Below are 17,496 nucleotides of genomic sequence, written 5' to 3'. Positions count from 1 at the left end.
CTGATCGTCTCGCTCCCCGGCGACGTGGTGCGTACCCGGCGGGCTACCCGGCACACCGACAGGTGCGCGCGGGAGCATGTGAGTCAGTCTACGGTCGCCGCCGGCGCACCCCGGTCCGCCGAGCGCGACAGCGGGCGTGAGTTCGACCGCACGAGCACGGCGATCGCCTCGATGTGATGGGTCAGCGGAAATGCGTCGAATCCGCGGATCTCGCGGGTCTGATACCCATTCTCGGCGAAGAAACCGAGGTCGCGGGCGAACCTCGCGACATCACAACCGACGTGCACCACCACGTCCGGGCCGGCCGCGGCGAGTTGTCCGATCACCCGAGCACCGGCCCCCGTCCGGGGTGGATCGAGCACGACGACCCCGGCGGCGGGGAGTCCGCCGATGGCGGCGGCAACCTCTCCTCGGTGCACCTCGATGCCGTCGTCGTCGGCGAAGGTCGCTTCGGCGGCGGCCAGTGCCCCGGTGTCGGAATCGACGATGTGCACCGCCTGCGCATGAAGGGTGTCGGTCAGGGTGGCGGCGAAGATCCCGGCGCCGCCGTACAGGTCCCAGCACGTCCCGACCGAGTCGGCGTGGCGCGCGACGAGGTCGGCGACGGTCTGCGCATACACTTCCGCGGCGGCCCGGTGACCCTGCCAGAATCCGGTCACCGGGATGTCCCAGGTCCGCTCGCCCACCCGGTGGCGCGCGGCGGGGTGCCCCTCGATCACTCGTGTCGTCCGCGCCCGCTCGTGGCGCCGACGACGCTGCTGTGCGGCGCGACGACCACCACCGGATCGACGATCACCGCGACCACGGGTGGCCGTGTCGTCGGCGGGCGCTATCTCGGTGAGGTGCCGCGCGCCGTCGTCGTCGAGTACGAGCGCGAGGTCGGCGTGCGGGGTGAACCGGCCGTCGAGCGCCGTGAGGTCGGTCAGCCGCGAATCGGGTTGGGCGCAGGGGTGGCCGACGACGAGTCCGGCCGCGCCGCGCCGGTGCAGACCGGCACGCCCGTGGGCATCGACGCCCATGCGTGTCCGGATTCGCCAGCCGGTTTCGGCGTCATCGAGCGCGGCGACCGTCGGCGCCCCGCCATCGAGCGCGGACAGGGCGTCGTCGGTGAACCCGCCGATCCGCCGCAGGACGTCGGTGAGGATCTCGGTCTTCAGGGTGCGGGCGTGCTCGACGGCGACATGCGCGAGATCGCAGCAGCCGGCGCCGTGTGCGGCGGCGGAGCAGAGCGGGTCGCGTCGATGTGTCGACGGCTCGAGTACCTCGGTCACCTCGGCGACGAGGAATCCCGACCTGTCCTCGACGATGGTCACGGTGACCAGTTCGCCCGGGATCGCGCCGCGCACGAACACGACCCGGCCGTCGTCGGCGTGGGCGATGGCGGACCCACCGTTGGCGGGTCGGCATACCCGCAGCGTCAGCGCGTCGGAGGGGTCGCCCGTCACTCGGGGCCGCCACCGAGTGCCCGGCGGGTGTCACCGGGTGCGTGGTAGTCGAGGTCGGCCTTGCGGCGATCGGACGACGTGAGCTGCCAGGGCACCGAGGTCACCATCACCCCGGGTTCGAAGAGCAGACGTGTCTTCAACCGCAACGCCGACTGGTTGTGCAGGATCTGTTCCCACCAATGGCCCACCACGTATTCGGGGATGAACACGGTGATCACGTCGCGCGGCGATTCCCGACGCACGCGACGCACGTAGTCGATGATCGGGCGGGTGATCTCGCGGTAGGGCGACGCGATCACCTTGAGCGGCACCCGCAGATCGCTGTCCTCCCATTCGGAGACCAGTCGGCGGGTGTCGCGGTCGTCGACGTTGACGGTGACCGCCTCGAGCACGTCGGGGCGGGTGGCCCGGGCGAACAGCAACGCACGTTTGGTCGCCAGGTGCAGCGTCGAGACCAGCACGATCGAGTGGGTGCGGCTCGGTAGTACCGCCTCGTCGTCGGAGGGGGTGCGCTCGAGTTCGCGCTGCACGGTCGCATAGTGATGGTGGATCGCCTTCATCAGCACGAACAGGATGACCATGGCCAGGATCGCGATCCAGGCACCGGCGGTGAACTTGGTGATGAGCACGACCACCAGCACGGTCGCCGTCATCACCAGGCCGACGGTGTTGATCACCCGCGACTGCATCATCCGGCGGCGCGCCTTCGGGTCGGTCTCGGTGCGCAACAACCGGGTCCAGTGGCGCACCATGCCGGTCTGGCTCAGCGTGAACGACACGAACACGCCCACGATGTAGAGCTGGATCAGGGAGGTCACCTCACCGCCGAAGGCGACCACGAATGCGATCGCGGCGACCGCGAGGAACAGGATGCCGTTGCTGAACGCCAGCCGGTCGCCGCGGGTGTGCAACTGCCGGGGCAGGTAGCGATCCTGGGCGAGGACCGAACCGAGCACCGGGAATCCGTTGAAGGCGGTGTTGGCCGCCAGCATCAGGATCAGCGCGGTGACGGTCGCGACGAAGTAGAAACCGGCCGGGAAGGTGTCGAACACCGCGTGCGCGAGTTGGGCGATCATCGCCTTCTGCTGGTAGCCGGGGGGTGCGCCGATGAGGTCCTCCGCCGGGTTCATCACGTATTTGGCGCCGATCCGCTCGGCGAGGAAGACGATGCCCAGCAGCAAGACGATCGCGATCGACCCGAGCAACAGCAGGGTGGTCGCCGCGTTGCGGGACTTGGGTTTCCGGAACGCCGGCACGCCGTTGCTGATGGCTTCGACCCCGGTCAGCGCCGCGCATCCCGAGGAGAAGGCCCGCGCGATCAGGAAGACGAAGGCGATGCCCATCAGGTGGCTGTGCTCGGCTCGGATCTCGAATCCCGCGGTCTCCGAACGGACCTCGCGTCCGAGGATGAAGATCTCGGTGAACCCCCAGATGAGCATGCCGAGCACGCCGACGATGAACGCGTAGGTCGGAATGGCCAGTACGGTGCCCGATTCCTTGAGCCCGCGCAGGTTCACCGCGGCCAGGATGATGATCGCGGCCACGCAGAACCACACGCGATGTTCGGACACGAACGGGATGGCCGACCCGATGTTCTCCGCCGCTGACGAGATCGACACCGCGACGGTCAGGACGTAGTCGACCAGCAGCGCACTGCCGACGGTCAGTCCGGCCGTGGGGCCGAGGTTGACCGTGGCGACCTCGTAGTCGCCGCCGCCGGAGGGATAGGCGTGCACGTTCTGCCGGTAGCTGGCGACGACCACCGCCATCACGATCGCGACCGCGATCGCCACCCAGGGTGTGTAGGCCAGCGCCGAGAGCCCGGCAACGGAGAGCACCAGGAAGATCTCCTGGGGCGCGTAGGCGACCGATGACATGGCGTCGGAGGCGAACACGGGTAGCGCGATGCGTTTGGGTAACAGCGTGTGGCCGAGACTGTCGCTGCGAAACGGTCGACCCAGAAGCAGGCGTTTTGTCGCAACGGGCACCTTTGACACGGTGGGCACCACGCAACACTAAGACCTCGGTCAGATGAAGGCCACCAGGACCCGCATCACGGCACGGCCCCTACGGGTAGGTTCATCTCTGCGTGGACCGACACCGGTGCACGGCCGGCTCCCCGGCGACGCGTCGCCTCCCGGTGGCATGCGCCGGGAAGGAAGGATCGATTTTCTTGCGGGTAGTCATCATGGGCTGCGGCCGGGTGGGCTCGTCGTTGGCTCGGGCGATGGTCAAGCGCGGTCACGAGGTAGCGGTCATCGACCGCAACCCCTCGGCGTTCACCCGGCTCGGCGACGGGTTCACCGGTCAGCGCATCGTCGGGGTCGGATTCGATCGTGATGTGTTGATCAAGGCCGGGATCGAGCAGGCCGATGCCTTCGCCGCGGTGTCCTCCGGCGACAACTCCAACATCATCTCCGCGCGCGTGGCCCGCGAGACCTTCGACGTGGAGCGGGTGGTCGCGCGTATCTATGACGCCAAACGTGCCGCGGTCTACGAGCGGTTGGGCATTCCGACCGTGGCCACCGTGCCGTGGACGACCGAGCGGTTCGTCTCCGCACTCGGCGAGGTCTCCACCACGACCGAGTGGCGCGACCCGTCGGGCACGCTCGCGATCGCCCAGCTCGAGATCGACGAGTCGTGGATCGGGACGACCGTGGTGAAGTTCCAGGAACTGACCGGAGCACGCATCTCATTCATCAATCGGGTCGGCAATCCCGTTCTGCCGGAAGCGAAGACGGTCTTGCAGCAGGACGACGTGGTATTCGCCGCGGTGCTGCTCGAGCGCCTCGCCGAGACTCGTACGATCGCCGCGTCGCCGATCGACGCCGACTGAGGGGTACCAGAATGAAAGTCGCCATCGCCGGGGCCGGTGCGGTCGGCCGTTCCATCGCCCGCGAACTCCTCGTCAACTCCCACGAGGTCACCCTCTTCGAGCGCAATGCCGAGCACATCGACACCGACGCGGTGCCCGGTGCGCAGTGGCTGCTCGCCGACGCGTGCGAGTTGTCGAATCTGGAGTCGGCGGAGCTTCAGTCCTTCGACGTCATGATCGCGGCCACCGGTGACGACAAGGCCAATCTCGTCGTCAGTTTGCTCGCGAAGACCGAGTTCGCGGTCAATCGGGTGGTCGCGCGGGTGAATGATCCCCGCAACGAATGGCTGTTCGGCGAGGAATGGGGTGTCGACGTCGCCGTCTCGACGCCACGACTGCTCGCCTCCCTCGTCGAGGAGGCCGTGTCGGTCGGAGATCTGGTACGGCTCATGACATTTCGGCAGGGTCAAGCGAATCTCGTGGAGCTGACACTGCCCGCCAACACTCCGCTGGCCGGCCGGCCGGTCCACAGGCTGAGCCTGCCGCGCGATGCCGCTCTGGTGGCGATCCTGCGGGGTGGTCGGGTGATCGTGCCCGAGCGTGACGATTCGATCGAAGGTGGCGACGAACTGGTGTTCATCGCGCCTGCCGAAACCGAACCGGCGTTGCACGAGGCGATGCGGGTCCCGCAGTGACCGCTGCCGTGCCGGGCGGATCGGATCGGTGGATTTACCCTTCCTCCGAGCCGTACAGCTCATAGTAGGGGTTGTAGACCACCTTGAATCCGTCGTGCTCGGCGAGGCGGCCACGCACGGTGAGTTTGCGCCCTGGCTCGATGCCGGGAATGCGGTTACGCCCCAACCATTTCAGGATGACCGTGTCAGTCCCGTCGAAGAACTCGGCTTTGACCCCGCTCTTGGCGGCACGCGAACACGTCTCCACCGCACGCAACTCGCCGTGCATGGTGACCTCGTCGCCTCGACAACATTCGACGGCGCGCTGCGCTCCGGTTGCCTCGGACTCGGCGGCGATCTGCTCCGCATCCGCATTGCCGAGATCTTCGGTCAACCGTTTCGTCAGCCGCTTGAGATAACCGGCCGTCGGCATCACAACCTCCAGAAGAGACTTCGTTTCCGCTCGGAGGGCACGAGCCTGCTGGGCTGTGGTTCTCGGCCTTCTCGTCTTCCGACGCGGGTACTTTCGGCTCAGCGTAGACCCATGTCCTCATCGCGTACAACGCGCGGCATGATCTGTGCATGCCCGCGAATGACAACCGAATCCACACCCGCAGGTTGACCGGCGCCGGGAGCGGTGGCGAGCGGGCCGAATGTGCCGGCGCCGGGAGCGGTGGCGAGCGGGCCGAATGTCACCCGGCGGACGTCCTCATCGTGATGCCGGGGACGGGTTCGGACGCCGACTTCGTCCGCCGCGCGTTCGGTCCCGCGGCCCGCGAGATCGGCGTCGACCTGATCGCCCTCGACCCGACCGACGATCTCATCGGCGGACACCGTGACGCGCTGCGGCAGTTCACTGCAGACCACGCCCGGGTGTTGGTGGGCGGGTTCTCCATCGGTGCCGCCCTGGCGCTGGAGTGGGCGCTCGGGCCGGGCCGGCATCGTTGCGTCGGGGTGTGGGCGGCGATGCCGGCGTGGAGTGGCGAGCCGAGTACCGCACTTGCCGCGACCGGCGCGGCGATGACCGCGGCAGCCCTGCGTACCGACGGCCTGGACGCGACGATCGATGCGATGTCGTCGACGAGCCCGGCATGGTTGGCGAATGAGCTCGCCCGGTCGTGGCGGGCCCTGTATCCCGGACTCGTCACCCAGCTCGAACGGGCGGCGGCATATCGCGCCCCGGACCTCGACCGGATCGCCACTCTGTCCGTGCCGCTGGCGGTGGTGGCCGCCGACGACGACCCGCTCCATCCGTGGGCCGTCGCGCAGTCGTGGTGTCGCGCAGCACCTCGCGCGCAACTGCAACGGGTTCACCTGACGCAGTGGGGTACCGATCCGGCGGTGTTGGGGCGCGCGTGCGCCACCGGATGGCAGTCCCTGGTCGACGAGAGTGCCGCAACAACCGAGCGGTGAGCCCGCTCGGTACGGGGTAAGTGGGTGGTCAGCGCTTGCCGCGGCGACGGCGGAAGCGTTGCATCGCCGAACCCGCCGACGGCGGGGGCGCGTCATCGGCGTCGGGTGCGCCCTCCGGTGTCCCACTGTCGTCGGCGGGAGGCACCTCGCGGATGACGGTGGCCTGCTCGATCTGATCGAGCGCACCGCCGGCGATGCGCTCGGTCTCGGGTGTCGGCTGCTCGGGGACCTGTGCGGGGGCGGGGGTTTCGCCCGGAGCGTTCGACACGGCGAGATTGTCGGCGGCAAGGTTGTCGGGGGTGTTGTCGACGGAACCGGTCGGTGCACCGGCGGCCGGGTCGTCGGCGAACATCTGCTGCTGGGCGGCGGCGACCTGCTCGGCGAGGACGGGAGGCAGGACGATCGGCAGCATTTCGCGGGGCGGCACCGGATCCTTGCCGCGTCGCACCACCGACTCGGCGAGGACAGCACGCGCGAGTTGTGCGAGTGGGCCCGCGGATTCGGCCGGGCCACTGGCAACACACCGCACCATCCACCGTGGACCGTCGACCCCGATGAACCGGTGTGCGCCACCGGGCACCTCGGCGAGTACCTCTCGCCCCCAATGCCCGTCCTCGACGCTGGTGGTCGCGCCTTCGTCCCGCAGGGAGGCCGCGAGTTCACGCACGACCTCACGCCACAGTCCCGGAGAGCGCGGCGCGGCGAAGGCGGTCACGCTGATCCGGCCGTGCGGGGTCACCAGATACACGGCTTCGGGTTGATGGTCGGGCGACATCTCGACGGTGACCTGTCCGCCCTCGACGACCGGGACCAGCACCGACCCGAGATCCAGGTGCGAATTGGCGAGTTCCTCGGCCGGGGTGTCGAGCAGTTCCATGTCGTAGGGCCCGCGGGCCTGGCCGACCCGCAACTCCCCGTCGCCCGAGTCCCCGACCCCCCGCTCCTCGTCAGCCATCAGTTCGTGTCTCCCATCGCCGTTTTCACGGTTGGTACCGCGTCACCCTCGCCACTGCAGGGTAGTCCAGGACCGGGCGCACGCCTCACAGGATCGCGTGACCGCCGCTGGACCCGTATCCGCCCGAGCCACGGCTCGTCTCGTCCAGTTCGGTGACCTCGACGAACTCGGGCAGTTCGACTCGTTGGATCACCAGCTGCGCGATGCGGTCACCGCGCGAGATGTGGATGGTCTCGGTCGGATCGAGGTTGATCAGACACACCTTGATCTCACCGCGGTACCCGGCGTCGATCGTGCCGGGAGCGTTGACGATCGACAGACCGGCGCGCGCGGCGAGTCCGGATCTGGGGTGGACCAGGCCGACGGTGCCGTACGGCAGTGCGATCGCGATCCCGGTGCCCACGAGTTGTCGACGCCCGGCCCCGAGTTCGAGATCGATGGTGGAGCACAGATCGACCCCGGCATCACCGGGATGGGCGCGCACGGGCAGTGCGATGTCGGGGTCGAGTCGTTGAATCCGGACCGGTGGGATCGAATCGGACGAGGACGAATCGGACGGGTCGGACCCGGTCACAGGGGGGAATTCTGAGGCCACGGGGGAAGACTACGCTGAGGGGTGTGAGTGACCCGGAACCCCGCAGTGCCGCCGAACCCGGCACCCACGAACCCCGCACGGACGAATCCCAGACGAGGCCTACCGACGAGTCCGACTCCGTGGTCTCCTCGAACCCTGAGTCGGGGACGGATCGTGCCGGTGACGGTGGCAACGGTGACGCAGGCGACGGTGATCGGTACGCCGAGCGACTGTCGGTGCCGTGGTGGTGGTGGCTGGCCGCCGTGGTGGTGACCGGCGTGGTGGGTCATGAGATCCAGCTGTCGGCGCATGATTCGCCGTGGGGTCTGCTCGGTTACCTCGGCGCGGCGATCGTGTGTGCGTTGGTTCTGGTGTCGATGGGACACACCCGAATTCGGGTGACCGCCGACGGTGAGCTGCACGCCGGGAAGGCGCGGCTGCCACGGTCGGTCATCGCACGTGGGGCATCGGTGCCGGCATCGGCGAAGAGTGCCGCCCTGGGCCGGCAGCTCGACCCCGCGGCGTTCCTCATCCATCACGCATGGGTGAAGACGATGGTGTTGCTCGTCCTGGACGACCCGGACGATCCGACACCGTACTGGTTGGTGTCGACGCGCAGGCCCGCAGAACTGTTGAGCGCGTTGGGTGTTGCCGACGCAGCCGCCGGCAACGGGTGAACATCCCCACCAGCAACCGGTGATGGGGTGTCACCCTGGGCCCCACCACGATCCGCCCGGCGGGCGGATCCGTCAGGTGGGGTCGATCAGGCGCAGTCCACGCAGATCATGCTGGCGCCGTTCTCACGGGCCAGACGACTGCGGTGGTAGACGAGGAAACAACTGGTGCAAGTGAATTCGTCGGCCTGCTTCGGGATGACCCGAACCGAGAGTTCTTCTCCGGAGAGGTCGGCGCCGGGCAGTTCGAACGACTCGGCGGTATCGCTTTCGTCGACGTCGACAGCAGCCGACTGCGCCTCACTGCGCCGTGCCTTCAGCTCCTCGAGCGAGTCCTCGTTCAGGTCCTCGGACTCCGTGCGCCGTGGGGCGTCGTAATCAGTAGCCATTGTGTGCCTTACCTGGTTGAAGGAGCGCGACCTGGGGTCGTCGGCTCGTGACCTGGACCGCTGGGGCGCTAAGTCGCCGGGATTGTCTTGCCGGCGTCACTACAACGTCATGACCGGTGTGATTCGTTACCGATCATCGACCAGACAGTTGTGATGTTGATCACAGTTGGTTGCCAGAACTCCAGCGGACTCGGGAGTGCGGGCGCCCGAAGCCTAGTGCACGGCCATCACAGAGTCAACAGTGCGTGCACGCCGGATGAAACCGGCGCGTGAGGCGCCGACCACCGCCATCGCCCTACTCGGCGCCGCCTGCGCTCCGTCGCGGTGGCCACCCTCTACAGTTGGGCCAGAATCGGCGGTCGGGCCCGGCATTCATCGCCGGCGCGCCCGACCCTTCCTGGTGAAGGAGCGCAGTTCACGGTGGTCTCGCAGATTACGACCGGCTATCCCACCGACCACAACGGTCGGCCCTACAAGCGTCGGAACGCGCGCGCGATCCTCATCCTCCTGGCCGTCCTGGTGGTTCTCGGCATCATCGCGTGGTCGGTCGCCCTGGCCGGTTCGGATTCCGACACCACCCCCACCGCCTGCAACGAGCCGACGCCGGCGAGCGCTTCGGCGTCGCCGACCACCACCGCCGCACAGCCCCCCGCACCCGCGGGCGCGAGCGCAACCCCCTCCCGGACCGTCGTGAACCGGGATCAGATGCTGTCGGTCGCACCGGCTGCGCTGTCGACCTTCCAGGTGCGTGTCCTCAACGCGTCCACCCAACGCGGCGAGGCCCAGTCGGTGTCCAACGACCTCACCGCCCAGGGGTTCACCCCGGCCAGCGACACCGCATTCGGTGACGACCCGATCTACCCGAATCACGACCTGGACTGCGTCGCCCAGATCCGGTTCGGCCCCGCCGGACAGGCCGCCGCCGCGTCGGTGTGGCTGGCGATCCCGTGCGCCCAGCTGATCAACGACGGCCGCCGGGGTACCGACGTCGACGTCGCACTCGGTGAGTACTACAAGCCGCGCGAGCAGTCACAGGACGCGCAGGCCGCACTCGAGGCGCTGCGTTCGGCCGACCCCAAGAACCCGCAGGCCGGAGTTGATCCGGGGCTGGTGAAAGCGGTGCACGCCCAACCCTGCTGAGCGACGCCCGCGGTCGGTGGGGAGCGTCAGTCGCGAGCCGGAAGTGCCCGACGCGCACCGAGATCCTCGAGCAGCGCGACGAAGGCGCCGGCGATCCCGGGAGCCACCGCGATCGTCGCGTGGCCGTCGCAGGACCGCGAATCGGCCGGTGGCAGATGGACGACCGCTCCGGCCTCGGCGGCGATCAATCCGCCCGCCGCCCAATCCCAGGGGCTGAGCCCGTGCTCGATGTGGGCATCGACCGCCCCGCTGGCGACCATGCACAGATCGAGTGCCGCCGCGCCGATGCGACGGAGGTCGCGTACCCGGGGCAGCAATTGCGCCACGATCGCCCCCTGCTCCCGCCGGCGCTCCGCGTCGTATCCGAATCCGGTGGCGACGAGGGCGAGCTCGACCCGCTCGATGTCGTTGCAGCGCAACGGCACCGTCTCACCGCCGGCGCGCAGGAAGGCGCCGCCGCCCTCGGCCGCGTGATAGGTGACCGCTCGCGCGACGTCGACCACCGCGCCCGCCACCGAACGACCGTCGACCTGCGCGGCCACCGACACCGCATAGGCCGGGATGCCGTACATGAAGTTGACGGTCCCGTCGATGGGATCGACGACCCAGCGCACCCCGGTCGGCACATCGACGGCGCCGCCGGACTCCTCGCCCAGGATCTCGTCGGCCGGTCGGGCCGTGCGGAGGCGATCCCGAATCAGTTGCTCGGTTTCGGTGTCCGCCAAGGTGACCGGGTCGGTCGGCGTCGACTTGGTGGTCACCGCCTCGACGCCGTCTTCGGCGGCCTGCGGACCCGGACCGCCGAAGAGTTCCGGACGTCGGCGGCGAACATGGTCGGCCGCGGCCTCCGCGATGTCGACGGCGAGCTCGGCCAGCACGGCAGGACTCTCGACTGTCACATTCGCCGACGGCACATCCTCGGGTGCGACGTTCCGGCCGACGGGATCACTGCCTCGTTGCTCCACCTGTCCATGTGAGCACATCCGGCGCCGCGAGCGGGCGTTCGGGCATCCGGTGAGACGGGGCTCACCGCACTGACCGACACCTCCCGGGACGGATTGGCCATCCTCGCTGCACCACGATGCCCGCCTGGATAGCCTGGAGACGCGTCATACCCGATCACCATCGATCCGTATCGAGAGGACCCGCCATGACCGAGTCCGGCACGCCCGGCTCCCCCACCGCCTCCGCACGCGAAGGAGATCGGGCCCCGGACGAAAAGACTTCGACGGCAACCAATCTCGCCTTCGGCGTGGACGTCGGCGGCTCCGGTATCAAGGGCGGCATCGTCGATCTCGACACGGGTGCCCTGATAGGTGAACGGTTCAAGGTGCTCACCCCGCAGCCGGCCACCCCCGACGCGGTCGCCGGCGGGGTCGCCGAGGTCGTCGCGCACTTCGACTGGCAGGGACCGGTCGGCATCACCCTGCCGGGGGTCATCACCGGCGGGATCATGCGCACCGCGGCCAACATCGACAAGGGCTGGATCGGCACCGACGTCTACGAACTGTTCAGCAAGAATCTCGACGGCCGGAAGGTCTCGGTCCTCAATGACGCCGACGCCGCCGGTATGGCCGAGGACGCCTACGGGGCGGGCAAGGGCGTCAATGGCGTCGTGATGCTGCTGACCTTCGGAACCGGTATCGGCTCGGCGATCCTCAACGACGGAAAACTGGTGCCCAACACCGAACTCGGCCACCTCCAGGTGGGCAAGAAGGAAGCCGAGCACCAGGCGTCGTCGAAGGTCAAGGAAGACAAGGGCTGGTCGTATGAGAAGTGGACCGAGAAGGTCTCCGAGGTCCTCAAAACCTATGAGGCGCTGTTCTGGCCGCGACTGTTCATCGTCGGTGGCGGGATCAGTCGCAAGTCGGCGAAATGGATTCCGCTGCTGACCAACTCCACCCCCGTCGAGGCCGCGGCCCTGCTCAACACCGCGGGCATCGTCGGGGCGGCCATGGCCGTCGATCAGGGCCTCCGCGTGTAGATCGTGACCTTCCAACACTGCCGTTGACCTGGCCTTTGTCACATCGGTGGGGGTGGTGTCGTTACAATGGTCCGCACCGGTGCCATGTGCGCCGCACCAAGCCCTCATCCGCGACGGCCGACGCTGCCGCGAGGACAGTCAAGATTCGCATCCGAAAGGTTGTACGTGGCAGCCACCCAGACCCGCCAGAACGACGCAGAGGTCTCCGACCCGACCACGGTCTCCGACCCGACGACGTCGACCGCTCCCACGGCTGACAAGGCACCCGCGAAGAAGACCGCCAAGAAGGCGGCCAAGAAGGCCACCGCTCGCAAGACCGCAAAGAAGGCTCCTGCCCGCAAGACCGCCGCGAAGAAGGTCGCCCCGAAGGCCGCCGGTGACGCGGACTCCCCCGACGACACCGATACCGAGCCCACCTCGATCGAAGAACTCGATGGCCCCGACGCCGTACTCGACGACGTCGAGATCGACGCCGACGATCTGACCGCCGACGACGACGAGGAAGACGCCGAGGACTCCGCCGACGACGAGGACGACGAGGAGTCCGAAGGCACCCCCGCAGCTCCTGCGGCGGCCAAACCAGCCACCGCCGCGGCCGCCAAGTCCTCCGACGACGCCAAGACCGCCGGCGACTTCGTCTGGGACGAAGAGGAATCCGAAGCCCTGCGCCAGGCCCGCAAGGACGCCGAACTCACCGCGTCGGCCGACTCGGTGCGCGCCTACCTCAAGCAGATCGGCAAGGTCGCCCTGCTCAACGCCGAGGAGGAGGTCGAACTCGCCAAGCGCATCGAGGCCGGACTGTTCGCGACCGAGCGACTCCGCCGGATCATGGAGTCCGGCGAGAAGATCAGCACCGCACAGAAGCGCGATCTCAACTGGATCTCACGCGACGGCAACCGCGCGAAGAATCATCTTCTCGAGGCGAACCTGCGTCTGGTTGTGTCGCTGGCCAAGCGCTACACCGGTCGCGGTATGGCCTTCCTCGACCTGATCCAGGAAGGCAACCTGGGCCTCATCCGTGCCGTCGAGAAGTTCGACTACACCAAGGGTTACAAGTTCTCGACCTACGCCACCTGGTGGATCCGGCAGGCGATCACCCGCGCCATGGCTGATCAGGCCCGCACCATCCGCATCCCGGTGCACATGGTCGAGGTCATCAACAAACTCGGTCGCATCCAGCGCGAGTTGCTCCAGGACCTGGGCCGTGAGCCCACGCCGGAGGAACTGGCCAAGGAAATGGACATCACGCCGGAGAAGGTTCTGGAGATCCAGCAGTACGCGCGTGAGCCGATCTCGCTGGACCAGACCATCGGCGATGAAGGTGACTCGCAACTCGGCGACTTCATCGAGGACTCCGAGGCCGTCGTCGCGGTCGATGCGGTGAGCTTCACCCTGCTGCAGGACCAGCTGCAATCGGTCCTGGAGACGCTCTCGGAGCGCGAGGCCGGCGTGGTCCGTCTGCGTTTCGGCCTCACCGACGGCCAGCCGCGCACTCTCGACGAGATCGGCCAGGTGTACGGCGTCACGCGCGAACGCATCCGCCAGATCGAGTCGAAGACGATGTCGAAACTGCGCCACCCCAGCCGCTCCCAGGTCCTGCGCGACTACCTGGACTGACCGACACCCTCACGATCCACCTGCTGCCCCGGCCCGACGGCCGGGGCAGTCGGCGTCTGCGCGCCGATTCCTCAGCTCTGTCAAGGGTTTCGGGCCCGCTGATCGGGACGCACTCGCGGATGCGAGGGGGTGACGGCAGCACCCCTACGATGTCGGACATGCCGCGTTCGCGCGATGTACCCGGAACTCCCCTGGTGCGTCGCCGTGTCGTCGACCTGGTGCGGGTCGCGTCGATGCTGTGTCCGGTCGGGCTCGCCGCCGCCTGATCCGATGCCGCTCTGATCCGCGGTCTCTCTGATCCGGCGTCTCGCTGATCCGACGTCTGGTTGATCCACACAGATCCGGTTCAGCCCCGACTCTGATTCACCTCCGACTCTGATTCAGCCCCGACACCTTCATCGAAAGACTCTCCTGATGCGCACCATCGTTCTCATCGGCCTCGTCGGCTTTGCCGCCCAACTGGTCGACGGCAGTCTCGGCATGGCCTACGGCGTCACCACGACGACGCTGCTACTGGCCATCGGCACCAATCCCGCCGCCGCGTCGGCGACCGTCCATCTCGCCGAGATCGGCACCACCCTGGTCTCGGGCGTCTCGCATTGGCGATTCGGCAATGTCGACTGGAAGGTGGTGCGCCGCATCGCAATTCCAGGTGCAATCGGCGCATTCCTGGGTGCGACGATCCTGTCGAATCTGTCGACCGAGGCCGCAGCGCCCGTGATGGCCGCGATTCTGTTGGCCCTGGGTCTCTACATCCTCGTGCGATTCACCTTCAGTGGCATTCCCCGGCAGCACCTCGGGAAGCCGCTGCGCAAACGGTTCCTGTCCCCACTCGGCCTGATCGCCGGATTCGTCGACGCCACCGGCGGCGGCGGATGGGGACCGGTTGGCACACCGGCCATCCTGGCCAGCGGGCGTCTCGAGCCACGGAAGGTGATCGGCTCGATCGACACCAGCGAGTTCATCATCGCCGTTGCCGCGAGCCTCGGATTCCTGTTCAGTCTGGGATCGCAGGGCATCAACTTCGCGTGGGTCGGTGCGATCCTCGTCGGCGGTGTGCTCGCCGCACCGCTGGCGGCCTGGCTGGTCCGCCACGTCCCGCCGCGTCTGCTCGGCGCGTCCGTCGGCGGGCTGATCGTGCTCACCAACGTGCGCAGCCTGCTGCGGGCAGACCTGGTCGACATCGCTCGTCCGGTCCAGACGGCGATCTACACCGTGGTGGTGCTCGCGTGGGCCGCGGCATTCGCCTACTCGCTGCGCGAGTACCTGCGCGACCGCGAGGTGGAGTCCTCCGACGCCATCAGCTCCCTGCGCGAGGAACAGGAACGCGACACGACGACGGGCGCGGTGGCGACGCCGACACGCTGATACCGGGGTTCACCCGGGTCCGCACCTGCGCCGCGATGTGAGCCGCGTCGCACTGCCGGTAACAGTCTGTGGATCCCGTGTTGCGGGTGCCGCCACCCGTGTAACGGGTGAGTGACGACACAACTCGCCGGGGCTGCGGAACAATACGAAAGCCGAAAACGTCTGACACAGTGAGGTTGGCGCATCGCCCGGATGTGCCGGCTCACGAAGGAATGGCACGAGAGGTGCCGGACCGGGACGGAGGAAACCATGCCAGACATCGCGACCACACCCCCGATCTCCCTGCCACTGACCGCATCGGATCGCTGCGATCGCTGTGGCGCCGCGGCCAAGGTGCGCGCCGTACTCCCCAACGGCGGCGAACTCCTCTTCTGCCGGCACCACTTCAACGAGCACGAGGCTCGCCTCGTGGAAATGCAGGCCACCGTGGACCAGTCGGCCGGCGAGCTCGTCTGACCGACCCAACACCACGAGAGGGCCGGCGGGAAACGTTTCCCGCCGGGCCCTCTCGTCGTCTGTGGGCGCTCAGCGCCATTCACGCAGGGCGGCGATCCGCTCGCGCAGTTGATCCGCCGAGGCCATCGCGGTCGGTGGGCCACCGAGTTTGCTCCGCAGTTCGCTGTGCACGACCCCGTGCGGTTTCCCGGTGCGATGGTGGTGCATAGCGACGAGCGTGTTCAGTTCCTTGCGCAAGGCGTGCAGATTCTCGCCGGCGGGCTTGACCGCGTCGGCGGTCGGGGTGGTGACCGGGGCGGCCGAACGCGTCTGGACCTGGTCGGCCTGCCGCTGACGCAGGAGTGCGCGCACCTGATCGGCGTCGAGCAGGCCGGGTAGACCCAGGTAGTCCGACTCCTCGTCGCTGCCGGAGAACGTCGCCGTGCCGAATGAGGAGCCGTCGAAGATCACCTGATCGAGTTCGGCGTCGGCGTGTAGGGATTGGAAACCCTTCTCCTCCTCGCCCGGCTCGTCCTTCTGCTTGTTGGCGTCGGTCAGCAGGGCGTCGTCGAGGCCGTCGCTGTCCCGATGCGGCTTGCCGAGCACGTGATCGCGCTCGGCTTCCATCTGGCTGGCGAGGTTCAGCAACACCGGCACCGACGGCAGGAACACGCTCGCCGTCTCACCCGGTCGGCGCGACCGGACGAATCGGCCGATGGCCTGCGCGAAGAACAACGGCGTCGACGAACTCGTCGCATAGACGCCGACGGCCAGCCGCGGAACGTCGACACCTTCGGAGACCATGCGGACCGCCACCATCCACTCGTCGTCGGACTCGGCGAATTCCGCGATCCGCGACGATGCCTTCGGATCGTCGGAGAGCACGACCGACGGCATCCTTCCGGTGATCGCCTGCAACAGTTCGGCGTAGTCACGGGCGACGGTCTGATCGGTGGCGATGACAAGGCCGCCCGCATCGGGCATACCGCCGGCCCGGATCTGTCCCAGCCGGGTGTGGGCGGCCTGCAGCACCGACGGAATCCAGTCCCCGTGCGGGTCCAGGGCGGTCCGCCACGCGCGCGCGGTGTGCTCGGCCGACAGGGGCTCACCCAACCGTGCGGTGAACTCCTCGCCCGCGCTCGTGCGCCAACTCGCCTGACCCGAATAGGCCAGGAACACCACCGGTCGCACGACGCCGTCGGCGAGGGCGTCGGAGTATCCGTAGGTGTGGTCGGCGCGGGAGCGCAGCACCCCACCCTCTTCGGGTTCGTAGGTGACGAACGGGATCGGCGAGTCGTCGGATCGGAACGGCGTACCGGTCAGGGCGAGTCGGCGCTCGGCGTCGTCGAAGGCCTCACGGATCGCCTCACCCCACGACTTCGCGTCGCCGCCGTGGTGGATCTCGTCGAGGATCACCAGTGTGCGCCGGTTCTCGGTGCGCACCCGGTGCCGGGACGGGTGCGCGGCGACCTGCGCATAGGTCAGCGCGACGCCGTGATAGTCGGAGCTGGTCTGACCGGTCGCGTTGCGGAACCGGGAGTCCAGCGAGATGCCCACGCGAGCGGCGGCCTGGGCCCACTGATGCTTGAGGTGCTCGGTCGGCGTCACCACGGTGATCTGCTCCACCGTCCGGTCGTCGAGGAGTTCCCGCGCCACGCGCAGACCGAAGGTGGTCTTACCCGCACCGGGGGTCGCGACCGCCAGGAAGTCCTTCGGCCCCCGCGCGAGGTATCGGGTCAGCGCACGCCGCTGCCAGGCGCGGAGCGGGGGGCCCGAAATGGCGGCGGCGGCAAGGTCTTCGGCAGCGGTCACTGGCAGCTGACTCCGGGGGTCGGTGGACGGGGAATCCGTCGGTGTTCCCGGTCGAACCCGGGCGACACAGCATGCCGGGCGATCGGCCGGCACACCTCACGGACGGGCCAATGCTACCGAGCGGTTCCGACACCCGCGTGGGCGACACGGTGTGGGACACAACGTGCCGTCGAGGCGTCGGGCACCACTGTGCCGAGGCGC

At 68.2% G+C, this 17,496-nt stretch carries 17 protein-coding genes; 9 read left to right on the top strand and 8 right to left on the bottom strand.

Features of this window, described 5'->3' with window-relative positions:
* Window positions 1–83 precede the first annotated feature (83 nt).
* Window positions 84–1,445 (bottom strand): class I SAM-dependent RNA methyltransferase, encoded by a 1,362-nt coding sequence (locus tag AC5ZH6_RS11455; RefSeq protein ID WP_288338097.1) that lies wholly within the window; start codon window positions 1,443–1,445, stop codon window positions 84–86.
* The gene (locus AC5ZH6_RS11450; protein ID WP_026920163.1) at window positions 1,442–3,451 is read right to left on the bottom strand and encodes an APC family permease; all 2,010 of its coding nucleotides are present in this window, start codon (window positions 3,449–3,451) and stop codon (window positions 1,442–1,444) included. The genes AC5ZH6_RS11455 and AC5ZH6_RS11450 overlap by 4 nt, the downstream gene beginning before the upstream one ends.
* Window positions 3,452–3,618: 167 nt before the next feature.
* Between AC5ZH6_RS11450 and AC5ZH6_RS11445 the strand changes: the two genes are divergently transcribed.
* Window positions 3,619–4,281, top strand: a complete 663-nt coding sequence (locus AC5ZH6_RS11445; protein ID WP_014359852.1) for a potassium channel family protein — start codon at window positions 3,619–3,621, stop codon at window positions 4,279–4,281.
* Between the two features lie 11 nt (window positions 4,282–4,292).
* A complete protein-coding gene (locus AC5ZH6_RS11440) occupies window positions 4,293–4,955 on the top strand; it encodes a potassium channel family protein (RefSeq protein WP_288338096.1) in 663 nt (220 codons plus the stop codon).
* A gap of 34 nt (window positions 4,956–4,989) precedes the next feature.
* Here the strand turns inward: AC5ZH6_RS11440 and AC5ZH6_RS11435 are convergent, their stop codons facing one another.
* The gene (locus tag AC5ZH6_RS11435) at window positions 4,990–5,367 is read right to left on the bottom strand and encodes an OB-fold nucleic acid binding domain-containing protein (protein WP_288338095.1); all 378 of its coding nucleotides are present in this window, start codon (window positions 5,365–5,367) and stop codon (window positions 4,990–4,992) included.
* A gap of 149 nt (window positions 5,368–5,516) precedes the next feature.
* On the opposite strand from AC5ZH6_RS11435, the gene AC5ZH6_RS11430 reads away from it, so the two are divergent.
* Complete coding sequence (locus AC5ZH6_RS11430) at window positions 5,517–6,347, top strand: alpha/beta fold hydrolase (protein WP_288338094.1); 831 nt, start codon at window positions 5,517–5,519, stop codon at window positions 6,345–6,347.
* A 28-nt stretch (window positions 6,348–6,375) separates the two neighbouring features.
* Here AC5ZH6_RS11430 and AC5ZH6_RS11425 read toward each other — a convergent pair whose 3' ends face one another.
* Window positions 6,376–7,302, bottom strand: a complete 927-nt coding sequence (locus AC5ZH6_RS11425) for a DUF3710 domain-containing protein (protein ID WP_020171469.1) — start codon at window positions 7,300–7,302, stop codon at window positions 6,376–6,378.
* Window positions 7,303–7,387: 85 nt separating this feature from the next.
* Window positions 7,388–7,876: a dUTP diphosphatase gene (dut, locus tag AC5ZH6_RS11420; RefSeq protein ID WP_094600451.1), complete on the bottom strand. Its 489-nt coding sequence runs from the start codon at window positions 7,874–7,876 to the stop codon at window positions 7,388–7,390.
* 44 nt (window positions 7,877–7,920) lie between these two features.
* Between dut and AC5ZH6_RS11415 the strand changes: the two genes are divergently transcribed.
* Window positions 7,921–8,553, top strand: a complete 633-nt coding sequence (locus AC5ZH6_RS11415; RefSeq protein WP_211545097.1) for a DUF3093 domain-containing protein — start codon at window positions 7,921–7,923, stop codon at window positions 8,551–8,553.
* An 86-nt stretch (window positions 8,554–8,639) separates the two neighbouring features.
* Here the strand turns inward: AC5ZH6_RS11415 and AC5ZH6_RS11410 are convergent, their stop codons facing one another.
* Entirely contained in the window at window positions 8,640–8,939 is a 300-nt protein-coding gene (locus tag AC5ZH6_RS11410; protein WP_014359847.1) for a DUF4193 domain-containing protein, read from the bottom strand.
* A 420-nt stretch (window positions 8,940–9,359) separates the two neighbouring features.
* Here AC5ZH6_RS11410 and cei point away from each other — a divergent pair, with 420 nt between their 5' ends.
* Complete coding sequence (cei, locus tag AC5ZH6_RS11405; RefSeq protein WP_271355648.1) at window positions 9,360–10,079, top strand: envelope integrity protein Cei; 720 nt, start codon at window positions 9,360–9,362, stop codon at window positions 10,077–10,079.
* A gap of 26 nt (window positions 10,080–10,105) precedes the next feature.
* Here cei and AC5ZH6_RS11400 read toward each other — a convergent pair whose 3' ends face one another.
* The gene (locus tag AC5ZH6_RS11400; RefSeq protein ID WP_271355649.1) at window positions 10,106–11,044 is read right to left on the bottom strand and encodes an inositol monophosphatase family protein; all 939 of its coding nucleotides are present in this window, start codon (window positions 11,042–11,044) and stop codon (window positions 10,106–10,108) included.
* A 185-nt stretch (window positions 11,045–11,229) separates the two neighbouring features.
* On the opposite strand from AC5ZH6_RS11400, the gene ppgK reads away from it, so the two are divergent.
* The 4 genes from ppgK to AC5ZH6_RS11380 all read left to right on the top strand — a co-directional run bounded on the left by ppgK (window position 11,230) and on the right by AC5ZH6_RS11380 (window position 15,504).
* A complete protein-coding gene (gene ppgK, locus AC5ZH6_RS11395) occupies window positions 11,230–12,063 on the top strand; it encodes a polyphosphate--glucose phosphotransferase (RefSeq protein WP_006371144.1) in 834 nt (277 codons plus the stop codon).
* 66 nt (window positions 12,064–12,129) lie between these two features.
* Window positions 12,130–13,680 carry an RNA polymerase sigma factor gene (locus tag AC5ZH6_RS11390; RefSeq protein WP_231386678.1) on the top strand — a complete coding sequence of 517 codons (1,551 nt, stop codon included), beginning with the start codon at window positions 12,130–12,132 and terminating at the stop codon, window positions 13,678–13,680.
* 414 nt (window positions 13,681–14,094) lie between these two features.
* Window positions 14,095–15,048: a sulfite exporter TauE/SafE family protein gene (locus AC5ZH6_RS11385; RefSeq protein ID WP_271355650.1), complete on the top strand. Its 954-nt coding sequence runs from the start codon at window positions 14,095–14,097 to the stop codon at window positions 15,046–15,048.
* Window positions 15,049–15,297: 249 nt separating this feature from the next.
* Window positions 15,298–15,504: a DUF7455 domain-containing protein gene (locus tag AC5ZH6_RS11380; protein WP_014359844.1), complete on the top strand. Its 207-nt coding sequence runs from the start codon at window positions 15,298–15,300 to the stop codon at window positions 15,502–15,504.
* A gap of 69 nt (window positions 15,505–15,573) precedes the next feature.
* Here AC5ZH6_RS11380 and AC5ZH6_RS11375 read toward each other — a convergent pair whose 3' ends face one another.
* Window positions 15,574–17,295: a DEAD/DEAH box helicase gene (locus AC5ZH6_RS11375; RefSeq protein ID WP_271355651.1), complete on the bottom strand. Its 1,722-nt coding sequence runs from the start codon at window positions 17,293–17,295 to the stop codon at window positions 15,574–15,576.
* Window positions 17,296–17,496 lie beyond the last annotated feature (201 nt).

Source organism: Gordonia sp. YC-XJ4 (assembly GCF_059511865.1).
This window is presented reverse-complemented; position numbering and strand designations above follow the sequence as displayed.

Excerpts from the sequence above, each read along its gene's own strand:
- AC5ZH6_RS11440 (WP_288338096.1), top strand. The coding sequence starts at position 4,293 with ATGAAAGTCGCCATCGCCGGGGCCGGTGCGGTCGGCCGTTCCATCGCC.
- AC5ZH6_RS11435 (WP_288338095.1), bottom strand. The coding sequence starts at position 5,367 with ATGCCGACGGCCGGTTATCTCAAGCGGCTGACGAAACGGTTGACCGAA.
- AC5ZH6_RS11430 (WP_288338094.1), top strand. The coding sequence starts at position 5,517 with ATGCCCGCGAATGACAACCGAATCCACACCCGCAGGTTGACCGGCGCC.
- AC5ZH6_RS11425 (WP_020171469.1), bottom strand. The coding sequence starts at position 7,302 with ATGGCTGACGAGGAGCGGGGGGTCGGGGACTCGGGCGACGGGGAGTTG.
- AC5ZH6_RS11410 (WP_014359847.1), bottom strand. The coding sequence starts at position 8,939 with ATGGCTACTGATTACGACGCCCCACGGCGCACGGAGTCCGAGGACCTG.
- ppgK (WP_006371144.1), top strand. The coding sequence starts at position 11,230 with ATGACCGAGTCCGGCACGCCCGGCTCCCCCACCGCCTCCGCACGCGAA.
- AC5ZH6_RS11390 (WP_231386678.1), top strand. The coding sequence starts at position 12,130 with ATGGTCCGCACCGGTGCCATGTGCGCCGCACCAAGCCCTCATCCGCGA.
- AC5ZH6_RS11385 (WP_271355650.1), top strand. The coding sequence starts at position 14,095 with ATGCGCACCATCGTTCTCATCGGCCTCGTCGGCTTTGCCGCCCAACTG.
- AC5ZH6_RS11380 (WP_014359844.1), top strand. The coding sequence starts at position 15,298 with ATGCCAGACATCGCGACCACACCCCCGATCTCCCTGCCACTGACCGCA.